A 19487-nucleotide genomic window follows, 5' to 3' on the forward strand; every position below is an offset into this window, starting at 1 on the left:
AGGATTGCGGACTGCGGGTAGGAGCGTACGGTGTTCGGACTCGGGTGGATGGAGGTCGGAGCGCTGATCGTCATCGCGCTCCTGGTCTTCGGTCCTGACAAGTTGCCGCAGGCCGCCTCGCAGGCGGGCAAGACGCTGCGCAACCTGCGGCGCATGGCCAACAACGCGCGCGACGACCTGCGGGCGGGCCTCGGGCCGGAGTTCCAGAACTTCGACCCCGCCGACCTCAACCCGAAGAACTTCGTCCGCAAGCACCTCCTCGACGATCTGGAGGACGACTGGAACGGCCGTCCCGGAGGTCTGGAGCCGGCCGCCGTCGCGTCCTACGACGCCGCTGAGCCGCCGTCGGAGCTCGCCTATGGCGAGTTGCCCCCCTACGACTCCGAGGCCACCTGACACACCCTGCAGACGCGCGACGGGCCCGCCCAGCTTTCGCTGGGCGGGCCCGTCTTCGCGTGAGAGGGTCAGGAACGGTTGGGCGACAGGCCGAGCTGCATGCCCTTGATGCTGGAGGAGCGCTTGCTCAGACCGGCGGCGATCTTCCGCAGCTCCGCGGCGGCCGGCGAGTCGGGGTCGGTCAGCACCAGCGGCTTGCCCTCGTCGCCGCCCTCGCGCAGGCGCAGGTCGATCGGCACCTGGCCGAGCAGCGGGACGCGGGCGCCCAGCGTGCGGGTGAGGGCGTCGGCGACGGTCTGGCCGCCGCCCTCGCCGAACACGGCCACGCGCTCGTCGCAGTGGGGGCAGGGCAGCCAGGACATGTTCTCGATGACGCCGGCGATCTGCTGGTGGGTCTGGGCGGCGATCGAGCCGGCCCGCTCGGCCACCTCGGCGGCGGCCTGCTGGGGCGTGGTCACGACCAGGATCTCGGCCGACGGCAGCCGCTGCGCCACCGAGATGGCGATGTCGCCGGTGCCCGGCGGCAGGTCGAGCAGCAGGACGTCGAGGTCGCCCCAGTAGACGTCGGCCAGGAACTGGTGGAGCGCCCGGTCGAGCATCGGCCCGCGCCACACGACCGGCGTGTTGCCCTCGGGCTTGAACATGCCGACGGAGATGACCTTGATGTCGTGCGCCGACGGCGGCATGATCATGTCCTCGACCTTGGTGGGACGCTCGGCGGCGCCCAGCATGCGAGGAATGCTGTGACCGTAGATGTCGGCGTCGACGATGCCGACCTTCAGGCCGTTGGACGCCATCGCGGCGGCCAGGTTGACGGTGACCGACGACTTGCCCACGCCGCCCTTGCCGCTCGCGACGGCGAAGACGCGGGTCAGCGAGCCGGGCTGGTTGAAGGGGATCTCCTTCTCCGGGCCCCGGTCGCCCCGCAGCTTGGTCTGCAGGGTCTTGCGCTGCTCGGGGCTCATGACGTCGAGCTCGATCTGGACGTCCGTCACGCCGCCGACCTTGCCGACCGCCGTCTTCACGTCGCGGGTGATGGTGTCCTTCATCGGACAGCCTGACACGGTGAGGTAGACGCCCACCCGGACCGCGCCGTCGGGGGCGATCTCGATGTTCTTGACCATGTCGAGGTCCGTGATCGGGCGACGGATCTCGGGGTCGATGACGGTGGCGAGGGCGGCCGTCACCTGTTCCTGGGTTGGTGCCATCGAAGTCTCGGCACGAGGGAGTGCCGTCCCTCCTTAGTCGGTCTATGTGTGACAGGCGCTGAAAGCCAGTGAGAAATGCCCCTCCATGGTATGAACCCGGGGGGCCGCTCGGTTAATCCGCGCTGTTAGGTGTCTGTGCAACAACGTCTAAGGTTACTGCGTGACTCTGCTGCGCGACGAGGGGCTCACCGCCGAGGAACTGGCGGTCTGGCGGATGTTGCAGCGGGCCCAGGTGCGCATCGCCCGCCGCCTGGAGGCCGAGCTGCTGGTGGCCCACGATCTGCCGCTGGCCTCGTACGAGGTGCTGGCCCAGCTCGCCGAGGCGCCGGGGCGGCGGCTGCGCATGAACGACCTGGCCGACCGCGTGCTGCTCTCGCGCAGCGGGCTGACCAGGCTGATCGACCGGTTGCAGCGGCACGGGCTGGTCGGGCGGGAGGCGTGCTCCGACGACGCCCGCGGGCTGTTCGCGGTGCTGACCGAGCCGGGCGCCGCGCGGCTGGCCGAGGCCACGCCGACCTACCTGCGCGGGGTCAAGGACCAGTTCCTCGACCTGCTGGGCGCGGGCGACGTCGGCGCGGTGCGGGCGCTGCTGGCCAGGCTCGACGTCACTGACGTTTGTTGAGCTCCTCCAGCAGCCGGCCGAGCTCGGCGCGCAGGTAGTCGCGGGTGGCGACCTCGTTGAGGGCCAGGCGCAGGCCGGCGATCTCGCGGGTGAGGTACTCGATCTCGGCCTGGTTGCGGTCGGCGGCCTCGCGGTCCTGCTCGTACTGGATGCGGTCGCGGTCGTCCTGGCGGTTCTGGGCGAGCAGGATGAGCGGCGCGGCGTAGCTGGCCTGGAGCGACAACATCAGCGTGAGGAAGATGAACGGGTACGGGTCCCACTTGAGCGACGGGGGAGCGGCGACGTTCCAGATCACCCAGATCGCCACGAACACGGTCATGTAGACGATGAACCGGGCCGTGCCGAGGAAGCGGGCGATCTGCTCGGACAGGCGGCCGAACGCCTCGGGGTCGTAGTGCGGGCGCAGCGAGCGGCGCAGCGCCCGCGGCTGGTCGAGCCGGTCAGTGGTCACGGTGGTCCCCCTCGCGCCAGTCGTCGGGAAGCAGGTGGTCGAGGACGTCGTCGACGGTCACCGCGCCGACCAGCCTGCCCAGCTCGTCCACGACGGGGGCGGCGACCAGGTTGTAGTTGGCCAGGAAGGCGTGCACCTGGCGCAGGGTGAAGTCGGGCCTGATCGGGTCGAGCGAGGGGTCGAGCACGCGGCCGAGCAGCGTCGAGGGCGGCTCGCGCAGCAGCCGCTGGAAGTGCGAGACCCCCAGGTACGTGCCGGTCGGCGTCTCGGTGGGCGGCCTGGTCACGTAGACCTGGGCGGCGACGGCGGGCGGCAGGTCCTGCTGGCGGATGTGGGCCAGCGCCTCGGCCACCGTCGCGTTGGGCGGCAGGACGACCGGCTCGCTGGTCATCACGCCGCCCGCGGTGTCGTCGGCGTAGGTCAGCAGCCGCCGCACCGGGGCCGCCTCGCCGGGCTCCATGAGCGCCAGCAGCCTGGCCGCCTGCTCCTCGGGCAGGTCGTGCAGCAGGTCGGCGGCGTCGTCGGGGCCCATCTCCTCCAGGACGTCGGCGGCCCGCTCGGGTTCGAGGGTGCCGAGGATGCCGATCTGGTCGTCGGGCGGCAGCTCCTCCAGCACGTCGGCCAGGCGGTCGTCGGCGAGCTGGCGGGCGATCTCGATGCGCCGCTTGGTGGGCAGCTCGTGCAGGGCGCTGGCCATGTCGGCGGCGCGCAGCGACTCGAACGCGGCGATCAGCCCGGCCGCGCCCTGGTCCTTCTGCAGGGTGTCGAAGCCGGACACCTCGGTCCAGCCGACCGTCCTGGGCTCGCGCCGGCGGCCCTTGAAGAGCGCGACCTTGGTGATCTCCCACCGGGACGGCAGGGTCTCCTCCATGGCGACGTCGTAGACGGTCATGGGCTCGTCGCCGACGCGTACGGACAGGTCGAGCACCTCGCCGATGACCAGGGTCTCCGAGGCGCGCTGCTCGAACCTGCGCATGTTCAGCCGCCCGGTGAAGACGACCGCGCCCGCCTCGATGCGGCGCACGCGGGTGATCGGGAGGAACACCCGGCGGCGCGGCTGCACCTCGACGACCATGCCGTGCACCTGCGGGTTGCCGGTGATGCGCAGGCCCACCACGACGTCGCGGACGCGGCCGATCTGATCGCCCGTGGGGTCGAAGACGGGGGTCCCCGCCAGCCGGGCCACGAAGATCTGCACGTGGGCCAGGCTAACAGTGAGACGCCGTTGCGCCCCGGTTGCCTGGCATGTCAGTATCAAACGCATTTAACGCTGATTACTGGGCACTAGGGGTACACCATGAGGCTGGCGGGGCTCGCACTGGCATTCGTGTCGTCGTGTTGTTTCGCGTTCTCCGGGCCGATGGCCAAGTACCTCATCACCGCCGGGCTGGCGCCGGTCGAGGCCGTCTGGACCCGGATGGCGGGCGCCGGGCTGCTGCTGGTCGCGGTGCTGGCGGTGGTCAAGCCGCGGGCCCTGCGCATCCCGCGGGCCCGGCTGCCGTTCCTCGGGCTCTACACCGTGATGGCCGTCGCGGGCGTGCAGTCGCTCTACTTCGTCGCCATCACCCGGCTGCCGGTGGGGATCGCGCTGCTGCTGGAGTTCATGGCGCCGGTGATGGTGGTGGCCTGGGTCAGGCTCGTCCGCAAGGTACGCCTGGCCGGGGCCGCCTACGTCGGCGCGGTGATCGCGTTCGTCGGCCTGGCGATCGTCGTCGAGGCGTGGCAGGGCATGCGCCTGGACGCGCTCGGCCTGCTCCTGGGCCTGCTGGCCGGGGCGTGCTGCGCCGGGTACTTCCTGATGGGCGACAGCATGGGCCCCGACATCGACCTGCTCGGCCTGGTCGCCTGGGGCATGGTCGGCTCGGCCGTCGTTCTCATCCCCTTCGCGCAGCCCTGGGACATCCCCTGGGAGGCCTTCACGCTCTCCGTCGCCCCGCAGGGCGGCACGACGCTGCCGGTGCTGGGGGCGTACCTGTGGCTGGTGCTGGTGGCGACCGCGCTGGCGTACATCCTCAGCATGAACATGGTGCGGCGGCTGTCGGCGGCGGTGGGGGCGACGGTCGCCTCGCTGGAGGTCATCGGCGGCGCGGTGGTCGCGTGGGCGCTGGTCGGCGAGACGCTGGGGGTGTTCCAGATCGTCGGCGGGCTGATCGTGCTCGGCGGCGCGCTGCTCGCCCAGACCGCCACCTCGGGCGGCGGGCCGGCCCCCGCCCCGGACCGCCCCGCCGAGGTCACCGCCCAGGTGTGAGCCCGGCCGAGGTCACCGCTCAGGTGTGAGCCCGGCCGCCGCGGAGCCGGGTTCGGCCGGGGGTCAGCGTTCCGGCGTGAGGCGCAGGACGGTCGAGTCGCGGGCCCAGCGCTCGGTCAGGTGCTCGCTGTCGGGGGCGTTGAGCCGCTCCTTGGCCAGCACCGCCACGGCGTCGGCCGCCGCGGCCTGGTCGACGACCGAGACCGCCGCGTCGAACTCCACCAGCCGCGCGCCGTTGTCCTTGCTGCGCAGCGTCACGCGCACCCGGTCGAGCGCGCCGAGGCCCGGCAGGTCCTGCTCGCCGCCGCCGGTCACGAGGTAGATGGCGCCGTCGTGCCAGGCGTGCCAGGCCAGGCGCGGGCGGTCGAGGGCGAGCCAGAGGATGCCGGACTTCTTGGCGCCCTCCTCGATGGCCGCGATGTCGTCGCTCACGATCAGACTGTAACCCCCGAACCGCTCGGGGCCCGCGCGCGTTTCACCGGTATGCGGTCGTTCATCCTCGTGCTCGTCCTCGTCGCGGGCTGCGGCGCCGCCGGTCCTGAGCCGCCGTCCGCGTGCCGGTCCTCCGCCCGTACGGGGCCGCTGGACACGCGCGTCCTGCGGCAGACCGTGTACGACTACCCGGCCTCCCCGACGCCCGAGGCGCTCGCCGGGAAGGTGGAGGCCGTCGTCACCGGCCACCTGACGGGCTGGGCCGCCGGGCCCGTGGTCGAGGAGGGCATCCCGGGGGACCGCACCCATTACGTCCTCATGCGCGCCCGGGTCGAAGAGCGGCTCAAGGGCGCCGCCGCGGACGTCGCGGACGTCGCCTTCCACCAAGGCGCGGCGGTGGACGACGCGGGCACGCCGGTCCACAGCGTGGCCGACTTCGCCCGCGCGGCGCCCCCGGGCACCCGGGTGCTGCTGTTCCTGAACCGCGCCAGAGCGACCGGCAAGGTCGTCGAGGGACGTCCGGTCGCCTGGTCGACGCCCCCGCAGGGCGTGATCCTGCACGAGGTGACCGACGACCCCGGCGGCCGGGCCGTCGGCGGCAGGGACGAGATCTTCTCCTCGACCGGCTGGAACCAGCCGTGCGGCATCGACGGCCTGATCGCCCGCCTGCGTGCCCACGGATTCACCGGCTGAACACTTTGCCCTTTTCTGGTGTCCGCCGGGTGCTCTGTCGGGGAGAACCGCATTCATGGGGATCGTCTCACGTGGCTTCGCCGGGAAACACTTCCGGCGGCCGCGGCCGGAGCTGACCGGGCGGGTGCCGCCGGGCCAGTACCTGGCCGAGGGGTTCCCGGTGCTCACCGCGGGGGCGACGCAGCACATCCGGACCGAGCGGTGGTCGTTCACCGTCAGGGGCGGCGCGGGCGAGCCCACCTGGACGTGGACGGACCTGCTGTCGCTGCCCGCCGAGCAGATCACCGTGGACATCCACTGCGTCACCCACTGGAGCAAGCTCGACACCACCTGGACGGGCGTGTCCCTCGACCGGCTGCTGACCGGCGCCGACCGGGCGGCCGGGTACGCCCTGGCCGTCAGCTACGGCGGCTACGCCACCAACCTGCCGGTCGAGGAGATCGTGGACGGCAAGGCGTGGCTGGTCTACGCCTACGAGGGCGCGCCGATCCCGCCCGAGCACGGCGGCCCGGTGCGGATGCTGGTGCCCGCCCACTACCTGTGGAAGAGCGCCAAGTGGATCCACGAGCTGTGGCTCATGGACGAGGACCGCCCCGGCTTCTGGGAGCGGTCCGGCTATCACAACTTCGGGGACCCATGGCGGGAACAGCGGTACTACGACGACTGACCTGGCAGCCGGCCACGATCGCCGAGGTCGTCCCGGAGACCGACCAGACGCGTACGCTGCTGCTCGACGTGCCCGGCTGGCCGGGACACCGCGCCGGCCAGCACGTGGACGTGCGGCTGACGGCCGACGACGGCTACCAGGCGACCCGGGCGTACTCGCTGGCCGGCGCGCCCGGCGAACGGCCCTCGATCACCGTGGTCAGGGTGGCAGGGGGCGAGGTGTCGCCGTACCTGGTGGAGGTGGCCGAGGCCGGCGACCAGCTGGAGGTGCGCGGCCCGATCGGCGGCTACTTCGTGTGGGAGCCCATGCCGGAGCGGCGGCCGCTGCTGCTGGTCGCGGGCGGGTCGGGCGTGGTGCCGCTGCGCTCGATGCTGCGCCACCGCGCCCGGCTGGGCGACGGCACCCCGGTCCGGCTCGTCTACTCCGTACGCGACCCCGGCCAGGTGATCTACCGCGACGAGCTGGAGTCCGCCGGCGCCGAGGTGACCTTCGTCTACACCCGCTCGGCCCCCACCGACTGGCCCGAGCCCGTGGGCCGGGTGGACCGCTCGCAACTGGTCCGGCTGGCCTGGCCGCCCGCCCACGAGCCGCTGGCCTACGTCTGCGGCCCGACCGCGTTCGTCGAGCACGTCGCCGCCATCCTCACCGCCCTGGGCTACCCGCCCACCGACGTCCGCACCGAGCGGTACGGCTAGGAGAGACACGATGCAACAACCCGTGGACGGCAACGCCGCGGCAGGCCCGCTGGCCCAGTTCTTCGGCCGGGACATGACGGCCGCCCAGGGCGTCTGCGCGCAGTGCGGCATGAACGGCCCGCTGGGGGAGGCCACCGTGTACGGCCCCGCCCCCGGCACCGTGCTGCGCTGCCCGAACTGCGACAACGTGCTCATGACCCTGGTGGAGGCGCCGGGCCGGATGATGGCCGCGATGCCGGGCCTCGGCCTGCTGGAGACGCCCGTGCAGGGAGGTGGCTGACCGTGGCCGTCGTCTCGAAGGGCTTCAAGGGGCGCGGCCGGCACGACGACCGCCTGCCGCCCGGCCAGTACCTCACGCCCGGCTTCCCCGTCCTGTCCGCGGGCCCGACACCCCGGGTGGACACCGCCGGCTGGACGTTCACCCTGGTCACCGAGGCCGGCCGGGAGCGCGTCTGGACCTGGGACGAGCTGCTCGACCTGCCCCAGAGCGCCCCGCACACCGACCTCCACTGCGTCACCGGCTGGTCGAAGTTCGACACCGACTGGCAGGGCGTGTCGATCGACGTCCTGCTCGACGACGTGGACACGCAGGCGGAGTTCGCGGAGGCGTACTGCCACGGCGGCTACACGACCAACCTGCCGCTGGCCGACCTGCGCGGCGGCAGGGCGTGGATCGTCCACACCTTCGACGGCGACCCGCTGCCCGCCGAGCACGGCGGCCCGGCCCGGCTGCTGGTCCCGCACCTGTACCTCTGGAAGTCCGCCAAATGGGTCAAGGGCCTGCGCCTGCTCGACCGCGACCGGCCCGGCTTCTGGGAACGGGCCGGGTACCACAACTACGGCGACCCCTGGCGCGAGCAGCGCTACTGGAACAGCTGATCGTGCCCATAGACGGGGGACGCCTGCCGCGGGCGGCCCGGCAGCCGTTAGCGTTGGCGCATGCGCTCACGTCGTTCCGTGCTCTCCGTGCCGGGCAGCAACCCCCGCTTCCTGGAGAAGGCCCAGACCCTGCCCGCCGACGAGGTCTTCCTCGACCTTGAGGACTCCGTCGCGCCGCTGGCCAAGGACGAGGCCCGCAAGAACGTCGTGACCGCGCTGCGCGAGGGCGACTGGACCGGCAGGACCCGCGCGGTCAGGGTCAACGACCTGACCACGATGTGGACGTACCGGGACGTCATCGAGGTCGTGGAGGGCGCCGGGCGGTTCCTCGACTGCCTGATCCTGCCCAAGGTCCAGGACCCGACCGAGGTCGTCTGGCTCGACACGCTGCTGACCCAGATCGAGCGGTCGATGGGCTACGAGGTGGGCCGCATCGGCATCGAGGCCCAGATCGAGAACGCCCGCGGCCTGGTCAACGTCGACGCCATCGCCGGGTCGTCCAGGAGGCTGGAGGCCCTGGTGTTCGGGCCGGCCGACTTCATGGCCTCGATCAACATGCGCACCCTCGTGGTCGGCGAGCAGCCGCCCGGCTACGAGGAGGGCGACGCCTACCACTACATCCTCATGCGCCTGCTGATGGCCGCCAGGATGCACGACCTCCAGGTGATCGACGGCCCCTACCTCCAGATCAAGGACGTCGAGGGCTACCGCCGGGTCGCCCGCCGGGCCGCCGCGCTCGGGTTCGACGGCAAGTGGGTGCTGCACCCCATGCAGGTGGAGGCGGCCAACGAGGTGTTCTCGCCGAGCCAGGAGGACTACGACCACGCCGAGCTGATCCTGGAGGCGTACGAGCACTACACCACCGTGGAGCGGCGCGGCGCGGTCATGCTGGGCGAGGAGATGATCGACGAGGCGTCCCGCAAGATGGCGCTCGTCGTGGCCGCCAAGGGCAGGGCGGCCGGTCTGGCGAGGACGAAGACGTTCACACCTTGACGCCCACCGCGGTGAAGAACCACAACGACGAGGTCAGCCAGAGCCCGACCAGCGCCGTGAACGCCAGCCCGCCGAGCAGCGGCAGCGTCCAGCCCGGCGCGTCGCGCTTGGGCAGCGCCAGCATCTTCGCCGTGAACACGCCGTAGAAGAAGCAGCCGAGGAGCGAGTGGGCCAGCACGCGCGGCACGTCGAACTGCAGGCCCAGGGCGTACAGGCAGTGGAAGGCGACGGGGATCGTGAGGAGGAAGGCCAGCCGCCCCGACCAGCGGTGGACGCCCTCCGGGAGCTCGATCCCCAGCCTTCCCCACATCGACAGCGCCGAGACCACCTGGACGATCGCCAGCGCGAACGCCCCGGTCGTCAGCCACGCCTTCATCGGCAGCGCGCCGGAGAACCCGGCCGGGCCGATCGCGAACCCCGTGGGCGTGTGCGCCCGGCCGTACACGCCGAGCCCCAGCGCCACCAGGCCGCCGGCCAGCAGCGGGATCAGCAGCACGGCGGCCGTGCGGTGGGCGGGCCGGTGCGAGGGACGGTGGATGGCGGTCATTGCATCTCCTCGATGAAGCCGTCCACGTCCTTCGGAAGGACCGTGGCGCCGGCGACGGTGACGGGGGTGGTGGGCCGGCCGGCGTCCAGCCGGGGGATGTCCACCTGCTCCTGGCCCAGGAACGCGGCGCCGACCTGGTCGTAGCCGCCGCCGGGGCGCGGGACGCGGATCCAGCCCGCTCGCAGCCTCGCGCCTCTGACCTGCGCGGTCGCCCGGTACAGCCCGGACGGCCGGACCACGGCGGGCGCGGTGAAGGTCCGCCTCCCGCCGCCGACGGACAGGCTGCCCCTGGCGCGTCCGCCGCCGAGCGTGGCGGTCAGCCGGGCCGTGCCCGGGCCCTTCAGCACGGCCTTCCCGCCGGCCTCGCCGCCCTTGAACCAGGCTTCCGACCTGCCGTCGCAGAAGTAGCCGACGGCCTTGCCGTCGCGGACGGAGATCGCTATCAGGCCGCCGTTGCCCTTGACGTACCCGCCGTAGTCGGCCTTGGGGATCTTCGCGGCCTCGGTGGGCGCGGGCGACGCCGACGATGACACGGACGGCGACGACCCGGACGGCGACGACTCGGACGGCGACGGTGTGGCGGCGGCCTCGGTCGGCGACCCGGCTGCCACGGTGCCGGTGGGATCGTCGGCCGCCGGTGCCGCGGTGACGCTGGCGACGCCCAGCCCCGCGGCCAGGACCGCGCCCGCCGCCAGGGTGATGAAAGGTCCCAGCCTTGACATGGACTGCTCCCGAACTCCGAAGGGGCGAAATGCCGTACGACTCCGAGCATCCGCCCAAAGGGGTGGGTCGTCTGTGAACTAATGCTCACCCGGCAGACAGAATGTATGGATGCAGGAGAACCCTGGACCGAATCCGCCATATGGCAGTCAGCCGCCTGGGCCGCCCGTCTATCCTTATGGGCCGCCGCCCGTGCCGCAGCCGCGGTCCTGGTTCCTGCCGACGCCGCGGGGGGCGCGTTACGACCATCTCGCCCGCACCGCGGCGAACGAGCCGTGGCGGGCCGTCGTCGGCACGATCCTCGTGGGCGTCGGGTTCTTCGTCGTCGGCACCGGTGTGCTGCTCGTGGGGAAGGTCGCCGAGCTGATCCTCGGCCTGCCCGCGCCGACCGACCCCGGGCAGATCTTCGGCGATCCGGTGTTCGGGCTGGTGATGGTGCTGCTGTCGATCGCGGCCGTGCTGCCGCTTGTCTTCGGCGCCGCCGCGCTCGTCCAGCGCCGCCGGCCCGGCACGCTGTCGTCGGTCGCCGGACGGCTGCGCTGGTCCTGGTTGCTGCGCTGCCTCGGCCTGGCCGTGCTGGCGCTGGTGCTGGGCCAGATCGCGCAGGTCACGGCCCTGTCGTTGTCGGGGGAGGGGTACTCCGACCTGTTCGGCTGGGTCGGCTGGGGACGGTTCCTGCCCGCCCTCGTGGTGATCGTGCTGCTGGTGCCGTTCCAGGCGGCGACCGAGGAGTACATCTTCCGCGGCTGGTTCGTCCAGGCGGTCGGCGTGCACGTGCGCAATCCGGTGTGGGCCATCCTCATCGGGTCCCTGCTGTTCGCGTCGCTGCACGGCTACTCGTGGGTGGGGCTGCTCGACGTGTTCGCCTTCGGCGCGGTGATGGGCTGGCTGGCCGTACGGACCGGGGGGCTGGAGGCGCCGATCGCGTTGCACGTGATGAACAACATGCTGGCCTTCGGGCTCAGCGCGGCCTCGGGCAGCCTGGAGGACGCGCTGGACCAGGGCAAGACGCCCATCCCGTGGCAGGCGTTGTCGGGAACGGTGGTGCAGCTCGCGGTGTATGCGATTGGTGTGTTCTATATATCCAAAAAGCGGGCAATTAGTGCTATTTCTGGATAAATCAGGCGAGAGGTTCCGGAAATCTCGCTAGAGAGGTCTCGCCAATCCGGCTCAGGCATGCTGGTCTGGTTCCTGTGGGACAGGCGAGGGCGTCACGGAGGTGATCGTTTTGGTGGGACGGGGTAGAAAATAGGCGCATAAGGTGGGACGGGATTTGTGGAACGGTCCGTAGGAAACGGCCCGTTCGCTCACCGTTTCCCCGCGCAACCCGGTTGACCAGGTCCGATTCGACGGGTTCCACCTGTACGACGAGTTCGACTAGGAGGTGCGGCGCGTGGCCTCCGGCCCCAGCGATCCGCCACGGCGACCGCCGGACGACGACGACCCGCGTCCTGAGGACGCCGCGGAACCCCCCTCTCCCGACGAGCCCGGCACCTCTCCCGGGCCCAGGGCCGCGTCCGAGCAGGCCAGGGCCTCTTCCGGGCGGCCCGGAGCCTCTTCCGGGGAGCCCGGGCCCTCTTCCGGCGAGGCCAGGGCCTCTTCCGGGGAGCCCAGGATCCGCCACTCACCGCCCGGGCCCACCGACGACCGGGCCCGGGGCTTACCCTTGACCTCCCCTTGGGGCATGCCGCCGTTCGCGTCCCCGATCCCGGAGGAGTCGCCGCAGGAACCGCCCAAGGGGCGCAGACCGTACAGCTCGCCGACGGCCGAGCCCGAGGTCGAGCCGCGCCGCCGTCCCCGGCGCATCGTCAACCGCCCGGACAAGCTCGTCGCCGGCGGCCCGCCCCGCCAGGAACCGCCCGCCGCGCCCCCGCCCACTGCGCCGCCGTCCGAGCCCCCGGCCCCGCCCGCCGACGGCCCCCAGGAGGGCATGGCCCCCGCGGGCCCCTACCGCGAGCCGCCCTACCACCTGCCGCTCCCCACCGACGAGGCCCCCGCCACCCAGCCCCCGCCCTCGCCGTCCGAGCCCCCCGGACCGCACGACCCCGGATCCCAGACCTCCGGACCGCACGACCCCGAGGTCCGCAACCGCGAGGTCCGCGACGCCGAGGTCCGCGACGCCGAGGCCCGCGACCCCGAGGCCCGGGACGCCGAGTCCGCGGTGGCCGGTGAGGAGGACGCCGAGGTCAGGCGGGTCGGCCGGCCGCCCGGCGGGCGTCCCACGAGACCGGACCTGCTGGTCGCCACCGGCCCGCCGCGCCCCGGCGGCGCCGGCGGCAGGCACCACAGAGGCCCGGCCCCGGCCGCCGTGCGCCGGTCCAGCCCCGTGCACCGGGGCAGCAGGGCCGCCCCCATCGCCCTCACCATGGCCCTGGCGCTCCTGGTGGCCGCGGGGGTGCTCGTCTGGCGCTGGAGCGACACCGACGCCCCCGGACTGCGCCTGGAGGCCGGCACCGGCCGTTCGGGGGACGACCTGTTCACCGTCCCGGCCGCCGGCGTCGGCACCAACCAGAAGCTCAACGACATCGTCTCCGTCGGCCGCGCGGTGGTCGCGGTGGGCAGCGACACCACCAGCCCGACCCCGCGCCCGCTCTTCCTGTTCTCGCCCGACGCCGGCAAGCACTGGCAGCTCGGCCAGGTGAGCGGCGCCTCCACGCCCATCGTCCAGCGCGTGGTCGGCGGCGACGGCCGCTGGCTGGCCAGCGGCGGCGACGGCCCGTCCGGCGAGCGCGGCCTGTGGACCAGCGTCGACGGCTTCAGCTGGACGACGGTCAACGCGACCGGCATGGCCGCCTTCCGGCCCGGCGACCAGATCTACGACATCGCCAGGACGGCCTCCGGCTTCGTCGCCGTCGGCGCCACGCCGGGGGACGGCGGCCCCGGCCCGGCGGCCTGGCGCTCGTCCGACGGCCGGGCCTGGGAGCGCGTGGAGACCAGGGGGCTGGACGTCCAGGAGATCAGGGCGGTCGTCGCCCAGGGCGACACGGTCGTGGCCGTCGGCCGCCCGGCCGACGGGAGCGGCTCACGGGTGCTGCGCTCGTCCGACGGCGGACGCGACTGGCAGGCGACCGGCTTCCAGCTGCCCGAGGCCGAGCCGCGCACGGGCACGGTGGCCGTGCTGCCCAAACGGTTCGTCCTGGTGCCGACCAGGCAGCGCACGGTCGACGGCGGCGTGCGCGTCTACTGCTCGCCCACGGGCGCCCAGTGGTCGCAGTGCGGTTCCATCGGCGGCCTGAGCGGCGAGAGCCCCGGGGTGGAGTCGCTGGTCTCCTACCGGTCCGGCGTGGCCGCGATCAGCCAGGCCACCTTGGGCAAGTACTCGGTCCTGACCAGCGCCGACGGGCGCGGCTGGACCAAGCGGGCCGACCTCGGCGACCTGGCGGGCGCCACGCTGCGCGGCTTCACGATCTCCGACGGCGGCACCCTGTTCGCCGGCGGCGACCAGGCCGCCTCCGACGTCGACAACCAGCTCGTGCTGATGACCGCGCCGCCGCGCGGCGCCGCCTCCCGCGTCCAGCTCGGCCAGGTCGAGGGCCTGACCAGGGTGTCGCGCGAGACCACCCGCCTGGCGTCCGCCGGCGGCCGGTACGTCGCGGTCGGCGCGGCCTCCGGCGACGCCGGCCTGTGGACGATCAGCAACTGGCAGCGCTGGAAGTCGATGAGCCTCGGCGGCCCCGGCAGGCAGATCCTGGAGGACGTCGCCCACGGCGCTCGCGGCTGGCTGGCGGCCGGCAGCACCCAGACGAACCTGGCCGTCACCGACCCCCTGCTCGTCACCTCCGACGACGGCGAGAACTGGCGGCGCGTGCCGGTCTCCGGCGACCTGGCCCGCGACCGCGACCGGCCCTACCTGGACACCCACGCCGTCGCGGCGGGCAAGAAGGGGTACGTGCTGGCCGGCGAGTCCCACGACCAGGCGGGCTCGGTGGCCGCCGCCATGTGGTTCACGCCCGACCTGCGCAAGTACACGCGGTCCAGGAAGCTGCCCCAGGGCGGCTCGGGCGTCCGCGTCCACGACGTGATCGCGACCCAGGGCGGCTACGTCGCGGTCGGCGGGTCGGGGAGCGGCGATCGGGAGAACAGCGTGGTCTGGTTCTCCGACGACGGCGTCAACTGGAGCGCCCGCAAACGGCTCACCCCGCCGGACGCCACGTCGGCCGGGCTGCGGCAGGTCACGACGTACCACGACAAGCTCGTCGCCATCGGCACGGCCGTGACGGGCGGCGCACGCCGCGCCTTCTCCGCCGTCTCCGACGACGACGGCGAGAGCTGGACGACGGCCTGGCTGCCCGCGGACCAGGCGGCGGCCGTGCACGACCTGGCCGCGGGCGACCAGGGCCTGGTGGCGGTCGGCTGGCACGGCGTCCCCGGCGAGGGCGACAGCGCGGCCTGGGTGTCCCAGGACGGCCTGTCGTGGAACCGCATGGCCCTGACCAGGGACCGGCTCTCCGGCCTCGGCATGCAGGCCCTGACGGCCGTGGCGATCAGCGGCACGGAGGTGGTGGCGCTCGGCCGGTCCACGACGTACGACACCGATCACCTGATCCTGTGGACCTCCAGCCTCACCGCCAACCGGTGAGCACGCCCCACTCGGTCAGGCAGCCGAGCAGCCCCTCGGTGAGCGGGAGCAGCGCCAGCTCACCGGGGCCGCACCAGCGCACGTCGGCGGCGTCGTCCCCGGCCACGGGCACGCCGCCGGCGCAGGTGGCCAGGTAGTCGCGGATCACGTACGTGACGCCGCCCGGCCCGGGACGCTCCACCGTGCCGGCCAGGCGGCCCACCTCGACGCGCAGCCCGGTCTCCTCCATGACCTCGCGGCGCAGGCCGGCCGCGTCGCTCTCGCCGGGCTCCAGCCGGCCGCCCGGGAGCGACCACAGGCCCATGCCCGGCGGGCGGCCGCGCCGGATGAGAAGAAGCCGGTCAGAGGCGTCGAAAATGATCGCGCCGACACAATTTACGCGCACATGACCAAGATTACGACGGGATAACGGGTCCCGGTCTTGACGCGGCCGTGCCGGAGGAAGCACCGTGGGTAGCTGTGAGAGCGGCTCCTACCTGCCCAAGGTGCTTCGGCCCGCTTCACGGGTCGAGCGCCCTGTCCAGTGCGTTCCATTGCGACACGCACGGCGACGTCCTGCCGTACCAGCCTCCGCGACCGCCCACGGGTGAATCGCTGGAGGCCCTGCGGAAACGCTCGGTGGTGCCCGTGTGGCTGCCCTGGCCATTGCCGCCCGGCTGGACGGTGACCGGGTTCGGCGAGGTCGGCGACGAACGTACCGGCTCGCGGGCCAGCGTGGTCGCGCTCAGCGGCCCCTCGCCGATCGAGGGGCCGGCCGACCTGCTGGTCATCGCCGAGGAGCCGGGCGTCGGGCTCGGCGCGACGTTCGCGGGGCTCGACGGGCCCGACCCCGGTGAGGGGTTCGACTCCGGGCCGCCCAACGCGAAGATCGAGGTGCTGGGGCATCCCACGGCGATGTGGTGCCTGGCCGGCATCGACGACCGGGCCGTCTACGCCGGTGAGGCGCTCGGCAACTGGTTGTGGACCATCGCCTGGCCCGCCGAGGCGGGCTGCATGATCGCGCTGGCCGAGCTGTCCCTCCAGGACGCCCGCGACCGCGAGTTCGAGGTGCCGTTCGGCGGGTTCTCGCCGCTGCTGGAAGACTGAGGGCCGGAAATCGAGCGCCCGGCGGGCCGGGCGCGGGGCTGAGCAAGGATCGCCTCCCCCGGGCGGCCGGTTGGGGGAGCGGTGTCCGGGGTCAGGTTCTTCGTCGAGGCGTTCGTGACGATGTTCGTGATCATGGACCCACCGGGCGTCATCCCGCTCTTCCTCGCCTACACCTTCGGCCGCACCCCGGCCGAGCGGCGGCGCATCGCCTGGCAGGCCGCGGTGACGGCGTTCTGCCTGGTGGTGGTGTTCGCGGTGTTCGGGCGGGCCATCCTGTCGTACCTGCACGTCGAGGTGCCCGCCATGCAGATCGCGGGCGGCCTGCTGCTCCTGCTGGTGGCCCTGGAACTGCTGCGCGGCACGGCCGAGCCGCGCACCGACACCGTGCGCTCGAACGTCAACGTCGCCCTGGTGCCGCTCGGCACGCCGCTGCTGGCCGGGCCCGGCGCGATCGTGGCGACCATCGTCTTCGCCCAGCAGGCCGAGGGACGCGCCGACGGGCTGGCCGCGCTGATGCTGGCCATCGCGGCCGTGCACATCCTGCTGTGGCTGTTCATGCGCTTCTCGGTCAGCATCATCCGCGTCATCAAGGAGAACGGCGTGGAGCTGGTCACCAGGATCGCCGGCCTGCTGCTGTCGGCGCTCGCCGTGCAACTCATCATCAACGCGATTCGCGCTCTCATGCAGACGGGCTAAAGTTCGGAAGCGTGACAGCGCGTATCGAGCGAGTGGTGACCGAGGGCGTCGTCGACATCGACGGCACCGAGCACAAGGTCGAGAACAACACCTGGATCATCGGTGACGACGACGAAGTCATCGTCATCGACGCGGCGCGTGACGCCGAGAAGATCCTTGAGCAGGTCGGCGAGCGTGAGGTGCTGGCCGTCATCTGCACCGCGGGCCTGCCCGACCACGTCGGCGCGGCCATCGAGGTGGCCAGCAGAGACGAGGCGGTCGTCGCCCTGCACCCCAAGGACAAGCCGCTGTGGCGGGAGACCTGGCGGGAGACCTGGCCCGACATCGACATGGAGGACGACGGCGTCTTCGGCGTCGCCGACGTCCAGCTCGACGTCATGGAGACGCCCGGCGTCACGCCCGGCGGGATCTCGCTCTACTGCGAGGCGCTGGGCGCCGTCTTCACCGGCAAGGCCCTGCAGGCCGACGGGCCGGGCAAGCTCGGCGGCGAGTACCCGGCGCTGGCCGACCAGCTCACCTCGATCGGCGGCCGGCTGTTCACGCTGCCGCCCGACACCCGGGTGCTGGCCAACCACGGTGACGAGGTCACCGTCGGCGACCTGGAGCCGCACTTCGACGACTGGGTGTCGGGCTCGCTGACCCGCGACCCGGCCGCCCCCCGCGACGACGAGGGCCCGCTGACCGACGGCACCAGGGTCTCCGGCATCAAGCTCGGCCCCGGCGACGAGTAGGTGTACGACCAGCTTCCGCTGGACGGGATGCCGCGGCGGCTCTACGCGTGCACGCCGTCGCGGTTGAACACCTGGCTCGACTGCCGCCGCCGCTACCGGTTCACCTACCTGGACCGGCCGCAGCCCTCCAAGGGGCCCGCCTGGGCCCACAACAGCGTCGGGGCCAGCGTGCACAACGCGCTGGCGGCGTGGTGGCGTGAGCCGTACGAGCGGCGCACGCCGCTGACGGCCGCCGTCCTGCTCACGAACGGGTGGATCACCGAGGGGTTCAGGGACGCCGAGCAGTCGGCCGAGTGGCTGGGCCGGGCCCGCGACCTCGTGTCCGGATATGTCACGACCTTAGATCCCGCGGACGATCCGGTCGGCGTCGAGCGCACGGTCGCCACGCGTACCAAGGTGGTCGCGCTGTCCGGGCGCATCGACCGGCTCGACCGGCGCGGCGACGAGCTGGTCGTGGTCGACTACAAGACCGGCCGCCGCCCGCTGACCCAGGACGACGCCCGCTCGTCCCTCGCCCTGGCCACGTACGCCATCGCGGCCTCCACGATGATGCGCACGCCCTGCCGGGCGGTCGAGCTGCACCACCTGCCCACCGGCGAGGTCGTCGAGTGGCGCCACACCGACGAGTCGCTGGGCCGGCACCTGCGCCGCGCCGAGGAGATCGCGGTCGAGGCCGCCGCCGCCGACGACCGCTACCGCGCCGTGATGGGCGCCCCCACCGCGACCAAGCGCTCCGCGGCGGGCCGGGGGGCGGGCGAGCGTCCCGTCCTCGGCCCGGCCCAGGTCCCCGCCGAGCTCGACACGGTGTTCGCCCCCAGCCCCGGCCCGCTCTGCTCGTGGTGCGACTTCCGCCGCCACTGCCCGGAGGGCCAGGCCGCCGGCTCCGACCGCAACCCCTGGGACGGCCTGGCCGACTGACCCCCGCGAAGCGGTCAGGCGGCCCGCGCCGCCGGCCAGCGACGGGGGTCGGTCAGGCCCTTGAGCCCCTTGCTCACGTCGTAGCCGGCCGCGCCGAGCCGGGCCCGCGCGGCCGCCAGCATCGCCCGCGTCGAGGGCATGAACGCCCGGTCGTGCACCGGCTCCGGCAGCGCGTTCATGCCCAGCCGGAACGCCCTCAGCGCCGCGGTGACCGTCGCCGGGGGCACCTCGGGCAGCACGCCGTACATGCGGCGGGCCCACTCCGGGAGCGTGTAGTAGCAGAGCGCGCCGAAGGGGAAGTAGGCCGGTTTGCCCGGCGACAACATGCGCAGCTCGCGCGGCAGCCGGGGCCACAGCAGGAACCGCACGGTCGCCGCCGCCTCCTCGGTCACCCGCAGGGCGGGCCGGGCCTGCTTGAAGTAGGCGTCCATCTCGGCGCACGAGCCCGGGACGTCTTCGGGGTGCAGCCCGACGTAGGAGGCGCTCCTGCGCTGCTCGCGCAGGTAGCGGTCGGCCTGCCGCTCGTTCAGCCCGAGCCCGCCGCGCCTGGCCACCTCCAGGTACGACGACACCTCCGCGCAGTGGACCCACAGCAGCAGCTCCGGGTCGTCCACCCGGTGCGTGCGCCCGGTGCGCGGATCGGTGATGCGCAGCGCCTTGTGGATGCCGCGCACCCGCCGGCCGATCTCGTCGGCCTCCGCCGGGCTGCCGAACGTCACCCGGCCCACGAAGTCGGCGGTGCGGCGCAGGCGGCCGAAGGGGTCGTCCTGGAAGGTGGAGTTCTGCCAGACGCCGAGCATGGCCAGCGGGTGCAACGCCTGCAACATGAGGCCGCGCACGCCGCCCACCCACATCGAACGGTCGAGATGCACCTGCCAGGTCGCGCTCCGCGGCGCCTGGACGACGAGTTCGTCCGTCATAGTAAG

The 19487-nt window shown here is 72.9% G+C and carries 23 protein-coding genes; 15 read left to right on the forward strand and 8 right to left on the reverse strand.

Annotation, left to right across the window (positions count from 1 at the left end):
• The first annotated feature begins 30 nt into the window (after positions 1-30).
• Positions 31-396 (forward strand): sec-independent translocase, encoded by a 366-nt coding sequence (locus tag AB0J71_RS15760; protein WP_352325385.1) that lies wholly within the window; start codon positions 31-33, stop codon positions 394-396.
• 68 nt (positions 397-464) lie between these two features.
• Here the strand turns inward: AB0J71_RS15760 and AB0J71_RS15765 are convergent, their stop codons facing one another.
• Positions 465-1604 carry an Mrp/NBP35 family ATP-binding protein gene (locus AB0J71_RS15765; protein WP_352319211.1) on the reverse strand — a complete coding sequence of 380 codons (1140 nt, stop codon included), beginning with the start codon at positions 1602-1604 and terminating at the stop codon, positions 465-467.
• A 160-nt stretch (positions 1605-1764) separates the two neighbouring features.
• Here AB0J71_RS15765 and AB0J71_RS15770 point away from each other — a divergent pair, with 160 nt between their 5' ends.
• Positions 1765-2226 carry a MarR family transcriptional regulator gene (locus AB0J71_RS15770; RefSeq protein WP_352319213.1) on the forward strand — a complete coding sequence of 154 codons (462 nt, stop codon included), beginning with the start codon at positions 1765-1767 and terminating at the stop codon, positions 2224-2226.
• On the opposite strand, the gene AB0J71_RS15775 is transcribed toward AB0J71_RS15770, so the two are convergent.
• Both AB0J71_RS15775 and AB0J71_RS15780 read right to left on the reverse strand, forming a co-directional pair.
• Positions 2210-2677, reverse strand: a complete 468-nt coding sequence (locus AB0J71_RS15775) for a DUF1003 domain-containing protein (protein WP_352319215.1) — start codon at positions 2675-2677, stop codon at positions 2210-2212. The two genes, AB0J71_RS15770 and AB0J71_RS15775, sit on opposite strands and share 17 nt — an antisense overlap.
• Entirely contained in the window at positions 2667-3869 is a 1203-nt protein-coding gene (locus AB0J71_RS15780) for a CBS domain-containing protein (RefSeq protein WP_352319334.1), read from the reverse strand. The genes AB0J71_RS15775 and AB0J71_RS15780 overlap by 11 nt, the downstream gene beginning before the upstream one ends.
• Before the next feature lie 105 nt (positions 3870-3974).
• Between AB0J71_RS15780 and AB0J71_RS15785 the strand changes: the two genes are divergently transcribed.
• Entirely contained in the window at positions 3975-4925 is a 951-nt protein-coding gene (locus AB0J71_RS15785) for an EamA family transporter (RefSeq protein WP_352319217.1), read from the forward strand.
• A 63-nt stretch (positions 4926-4988) separates the two neighbouring features.
• Here the strand turns inward: AB0J71_RS15785 and AB0J71_RS15790 are convergent, their stop codons facing one another.
• Positions 4989-5357: a hypothetical protein gene (locus AB0J71_RS15790; RefSeq protein ID WP_352319219.1), complete on the reverse strand. Its 369-nt coding sequence runs from the start codon at positions 5355-5357 to the stop codon at positions 4989-4991.
• Between the two features lie 51 nt (positions 5358-5408).
• Between AB0J71_RS15790 and AB0J71_RS15795 the strand changes: the two genes are divergently transcribed.
• From AB0J71_RS15795 to AB0J71_RS15820, 6 genes are read left to right on the forward strand one after another with little or no spacing between them, the layout of a single operon-like run.
• The gene (locus tag AB0J71_RS15795; RefSeq protein WP_364414641.1) at positions 5409-6050 is read left to right on the forward strand and encodes a hypothetical protein; all 642 of its coding nucleotides are present in this window, start codon (positions 5409-5411) and stop codon (positions 6048-6050) included.
• A 55-nt stretch (positions 6051-6105) separates the two neighbouring features.
• Positions 6106-6717 carry a molybdopterin-dependent oxidoreductase gene (locus tag AB0J71_RS15800; protein WP_364414643.1) on the forward strand — a complete coding sequence of 204 codons (612 nt, stop codon included), beginning with the start codon at positions 6106-6108 and terminating at the stop codon, positions 6715-6717.
• Positions 6687-7412 (forward strand): ferredoxin reductase, encoded by a 726-nt coding sequence (locus tag AB0J71_RS15805; protein WP_352319225.1) that lies wholly within the window; start codon positions 6687-6689, stop codon positions 7410-7412. Before AB0J71_RS15800 ends, AB0J71_RS15805 begins: the two co-directional genes overlap by 31 nt.
• A 10-nt stretch (positions 7413-7422) precedes the next feature.
• On the forward strand, positions 7423-7692 hold the full coding sequence (locus tag AB0J71_RS15810; RefSeq protein WP_352319227.1) for a DUF6510 family protein: 270 nt from the start codon (positions 7423-7425) through the stop codon (positions 7690-7692).
• A gap of 2 nt (positions 7693-7694) precedes the next feature.
• Positions 7695-8291 carry a sulfite oxidase-like oxidoreductase gene (locus AB0J71_RS15815; RefSeq protein WP_364414645.1) on the forward strand — a complete coding sequence of 199 codons (597 nt, stop codon included), beginning with the start codon at positions 7695-7697 and terminating at the stop codon, positions 8289-8291.
• 60 nt (positions 8292-8351) lie between these two features.
• On the forward strand, positions 8352-9284 hold the full coding sequence (locus AB0J71_RS15820; RefSeq protein ID WP_352319231.1) for a CoA ester lyase: 933 nt from the start codon (positions 8352-8354) through the stop codon (positions 9282-9284).
• On the opposite strand, the gene AB0J71_RS15825 is transcribed toward AB0J71_RS15820, so the two are convergent.
• Positions 9274-9831 (reverse strand): DUF6529 family protein, encoded by a 558-nt coding sequence (locus tag AB0J71_RS15825; RefSeq protein ID WP_352319233.1) that lies wholly within the window; start codon positions 9829-9831, stop codon positions 9274-9276. The two genes, AB0J71_RS15820 and AB0J71_RS15825, sit on opposite strands and share 11 nt — an antisense overlap.
• Positions 9828-10553: a hypothetical protein gene (locus AB0J71_RS15830; protein WP_364414647.1), complete on the reverse strand. Its 726-nt coding sequence runs from the start codon at positions 10551-10553 to the stop codon at positions 9828-9830. The genes AB0J71_RS15825 and AB0J71_RS15830 overlap by 4 nt, the downstream gene beginning before the upstream one ends.
• Before the next feature lie 190 nt (positions 10554-10743).
• On the opposite strand from AB0J71_RS15830, the gene AB0J71_RS15835 reads away from it, so the two are divergent.
• Entirely contained in the window at positions 10744-11670 is a 927-nt protein-coding gene (locus AB0J71_RS15835; protein ID WP_352319236.1) for a CPBP family intramembrane glutamic endopeptidase, read from the forward strand.
• A 565-nt stretch (positions 11671-12235) separates the two neighbouring features.
• Positions 12236-15130, forward strand: coding sequence for a hypothetical protein (locus AB0J71_RS15840; RefSeq protein WP_364414649.1), 2895 nt, complete (start codon positions 12236-12238; stop codon positions 15128-15130).
• On the opposite strand, the gene AB0J71_RS15845 is transcribed toward AB0J71_RS15840, so the two are convergent.
• Complete coding sequence (locus tag AB0J71_RS15845) at positions 15114-15515, reverse strand: NUDIX hydrolase (protein ID WP_352319240.1); 402 nt, start codon at positions 15513-15515, stop codon at positions 15114-15116. The two genes, AB0J71_RS15840 and AB0J71_RS15845, sit on opposite strands and share 17 nt — an antisense overlap.
• Positions 15516-15589: 74 nt before the next feature.
• Between AB0J71_RS15845 and AB0J71_RS15850 the strand changes: the two genes are divergently transcribed.
• From AB0J71_RS15850 to AB0J71_RS15865, 4 genes are all read left to right on the forward strand, one after another.
• Entirely contained in the window at positions 15590-16216 is a 627-nt protein-coding gene (locus AB0J71_RS15850; RefSeq protein ID WP_352319242.1) for a DUF6758 family protein, read from the forward strand.
• 81 nt (positions 16217-16297) lie between these two features.
• Positions 16298-16912 (forward strand): MarC family protein, encoded by a 615-nt coding sequence (locus tag AB0J71_RS15855; protein ID WP_352319244.1) that lies wholly within the window; start codon positions 16298-16300, stop codon positions 16910-16912.
• An 11-nt stretch (positions 16913-16923) separates the two neighbouring features.
• On the forward strand, positions 16924-17643 hold the full coding sequence (locus AB0J71_RS15860) for an MBL fold metallo-hydrolase (protein WP_352319246.1): 720 nt from the start codon (positions 16924-16926) through the stop codon (positions 17641-17643).
• Positions 17644-18561: a PD-(D/E)XK nuclease family protein gene (locus AB0J71_RS15865; protein WP_364414651.1), complete on the forward strand. Its 918-nt coding sequence runs from the start codon at positions 17644-17646 to the stop codon at positions 18559-18561.
• Between the two features lie 14 nt (positions 18562-18575).
• Here AB0J71_RS15865 and AB0J71_RS15870 read toward each other — a convergent pair whose 3' ends face one another.
• Positions 18576-19481 (reverse strand): oxygenase MpaB family protein, encoded by a 906-nt coding sequence (locus AB0J71_RS15870; RefSeq protein WP_352319250.1) that lies wholly within the window; start codon positions 19479-19481, stop codon positions 18576-18578.
• Between the last annotated feature and the right edge of the window lie 6 nt (positions 19482-19487).

Origin of the sequence: Nonomuraea sp. NPDC049637, from assembly GCF_040675235.1 — a bacterium.
Classification (GTDB): domain Bacteria; phylum Actinomycetota; class Actinomycetes; order Streptosporangiales; family Streptosporangiaceae; genus Nonomuraea.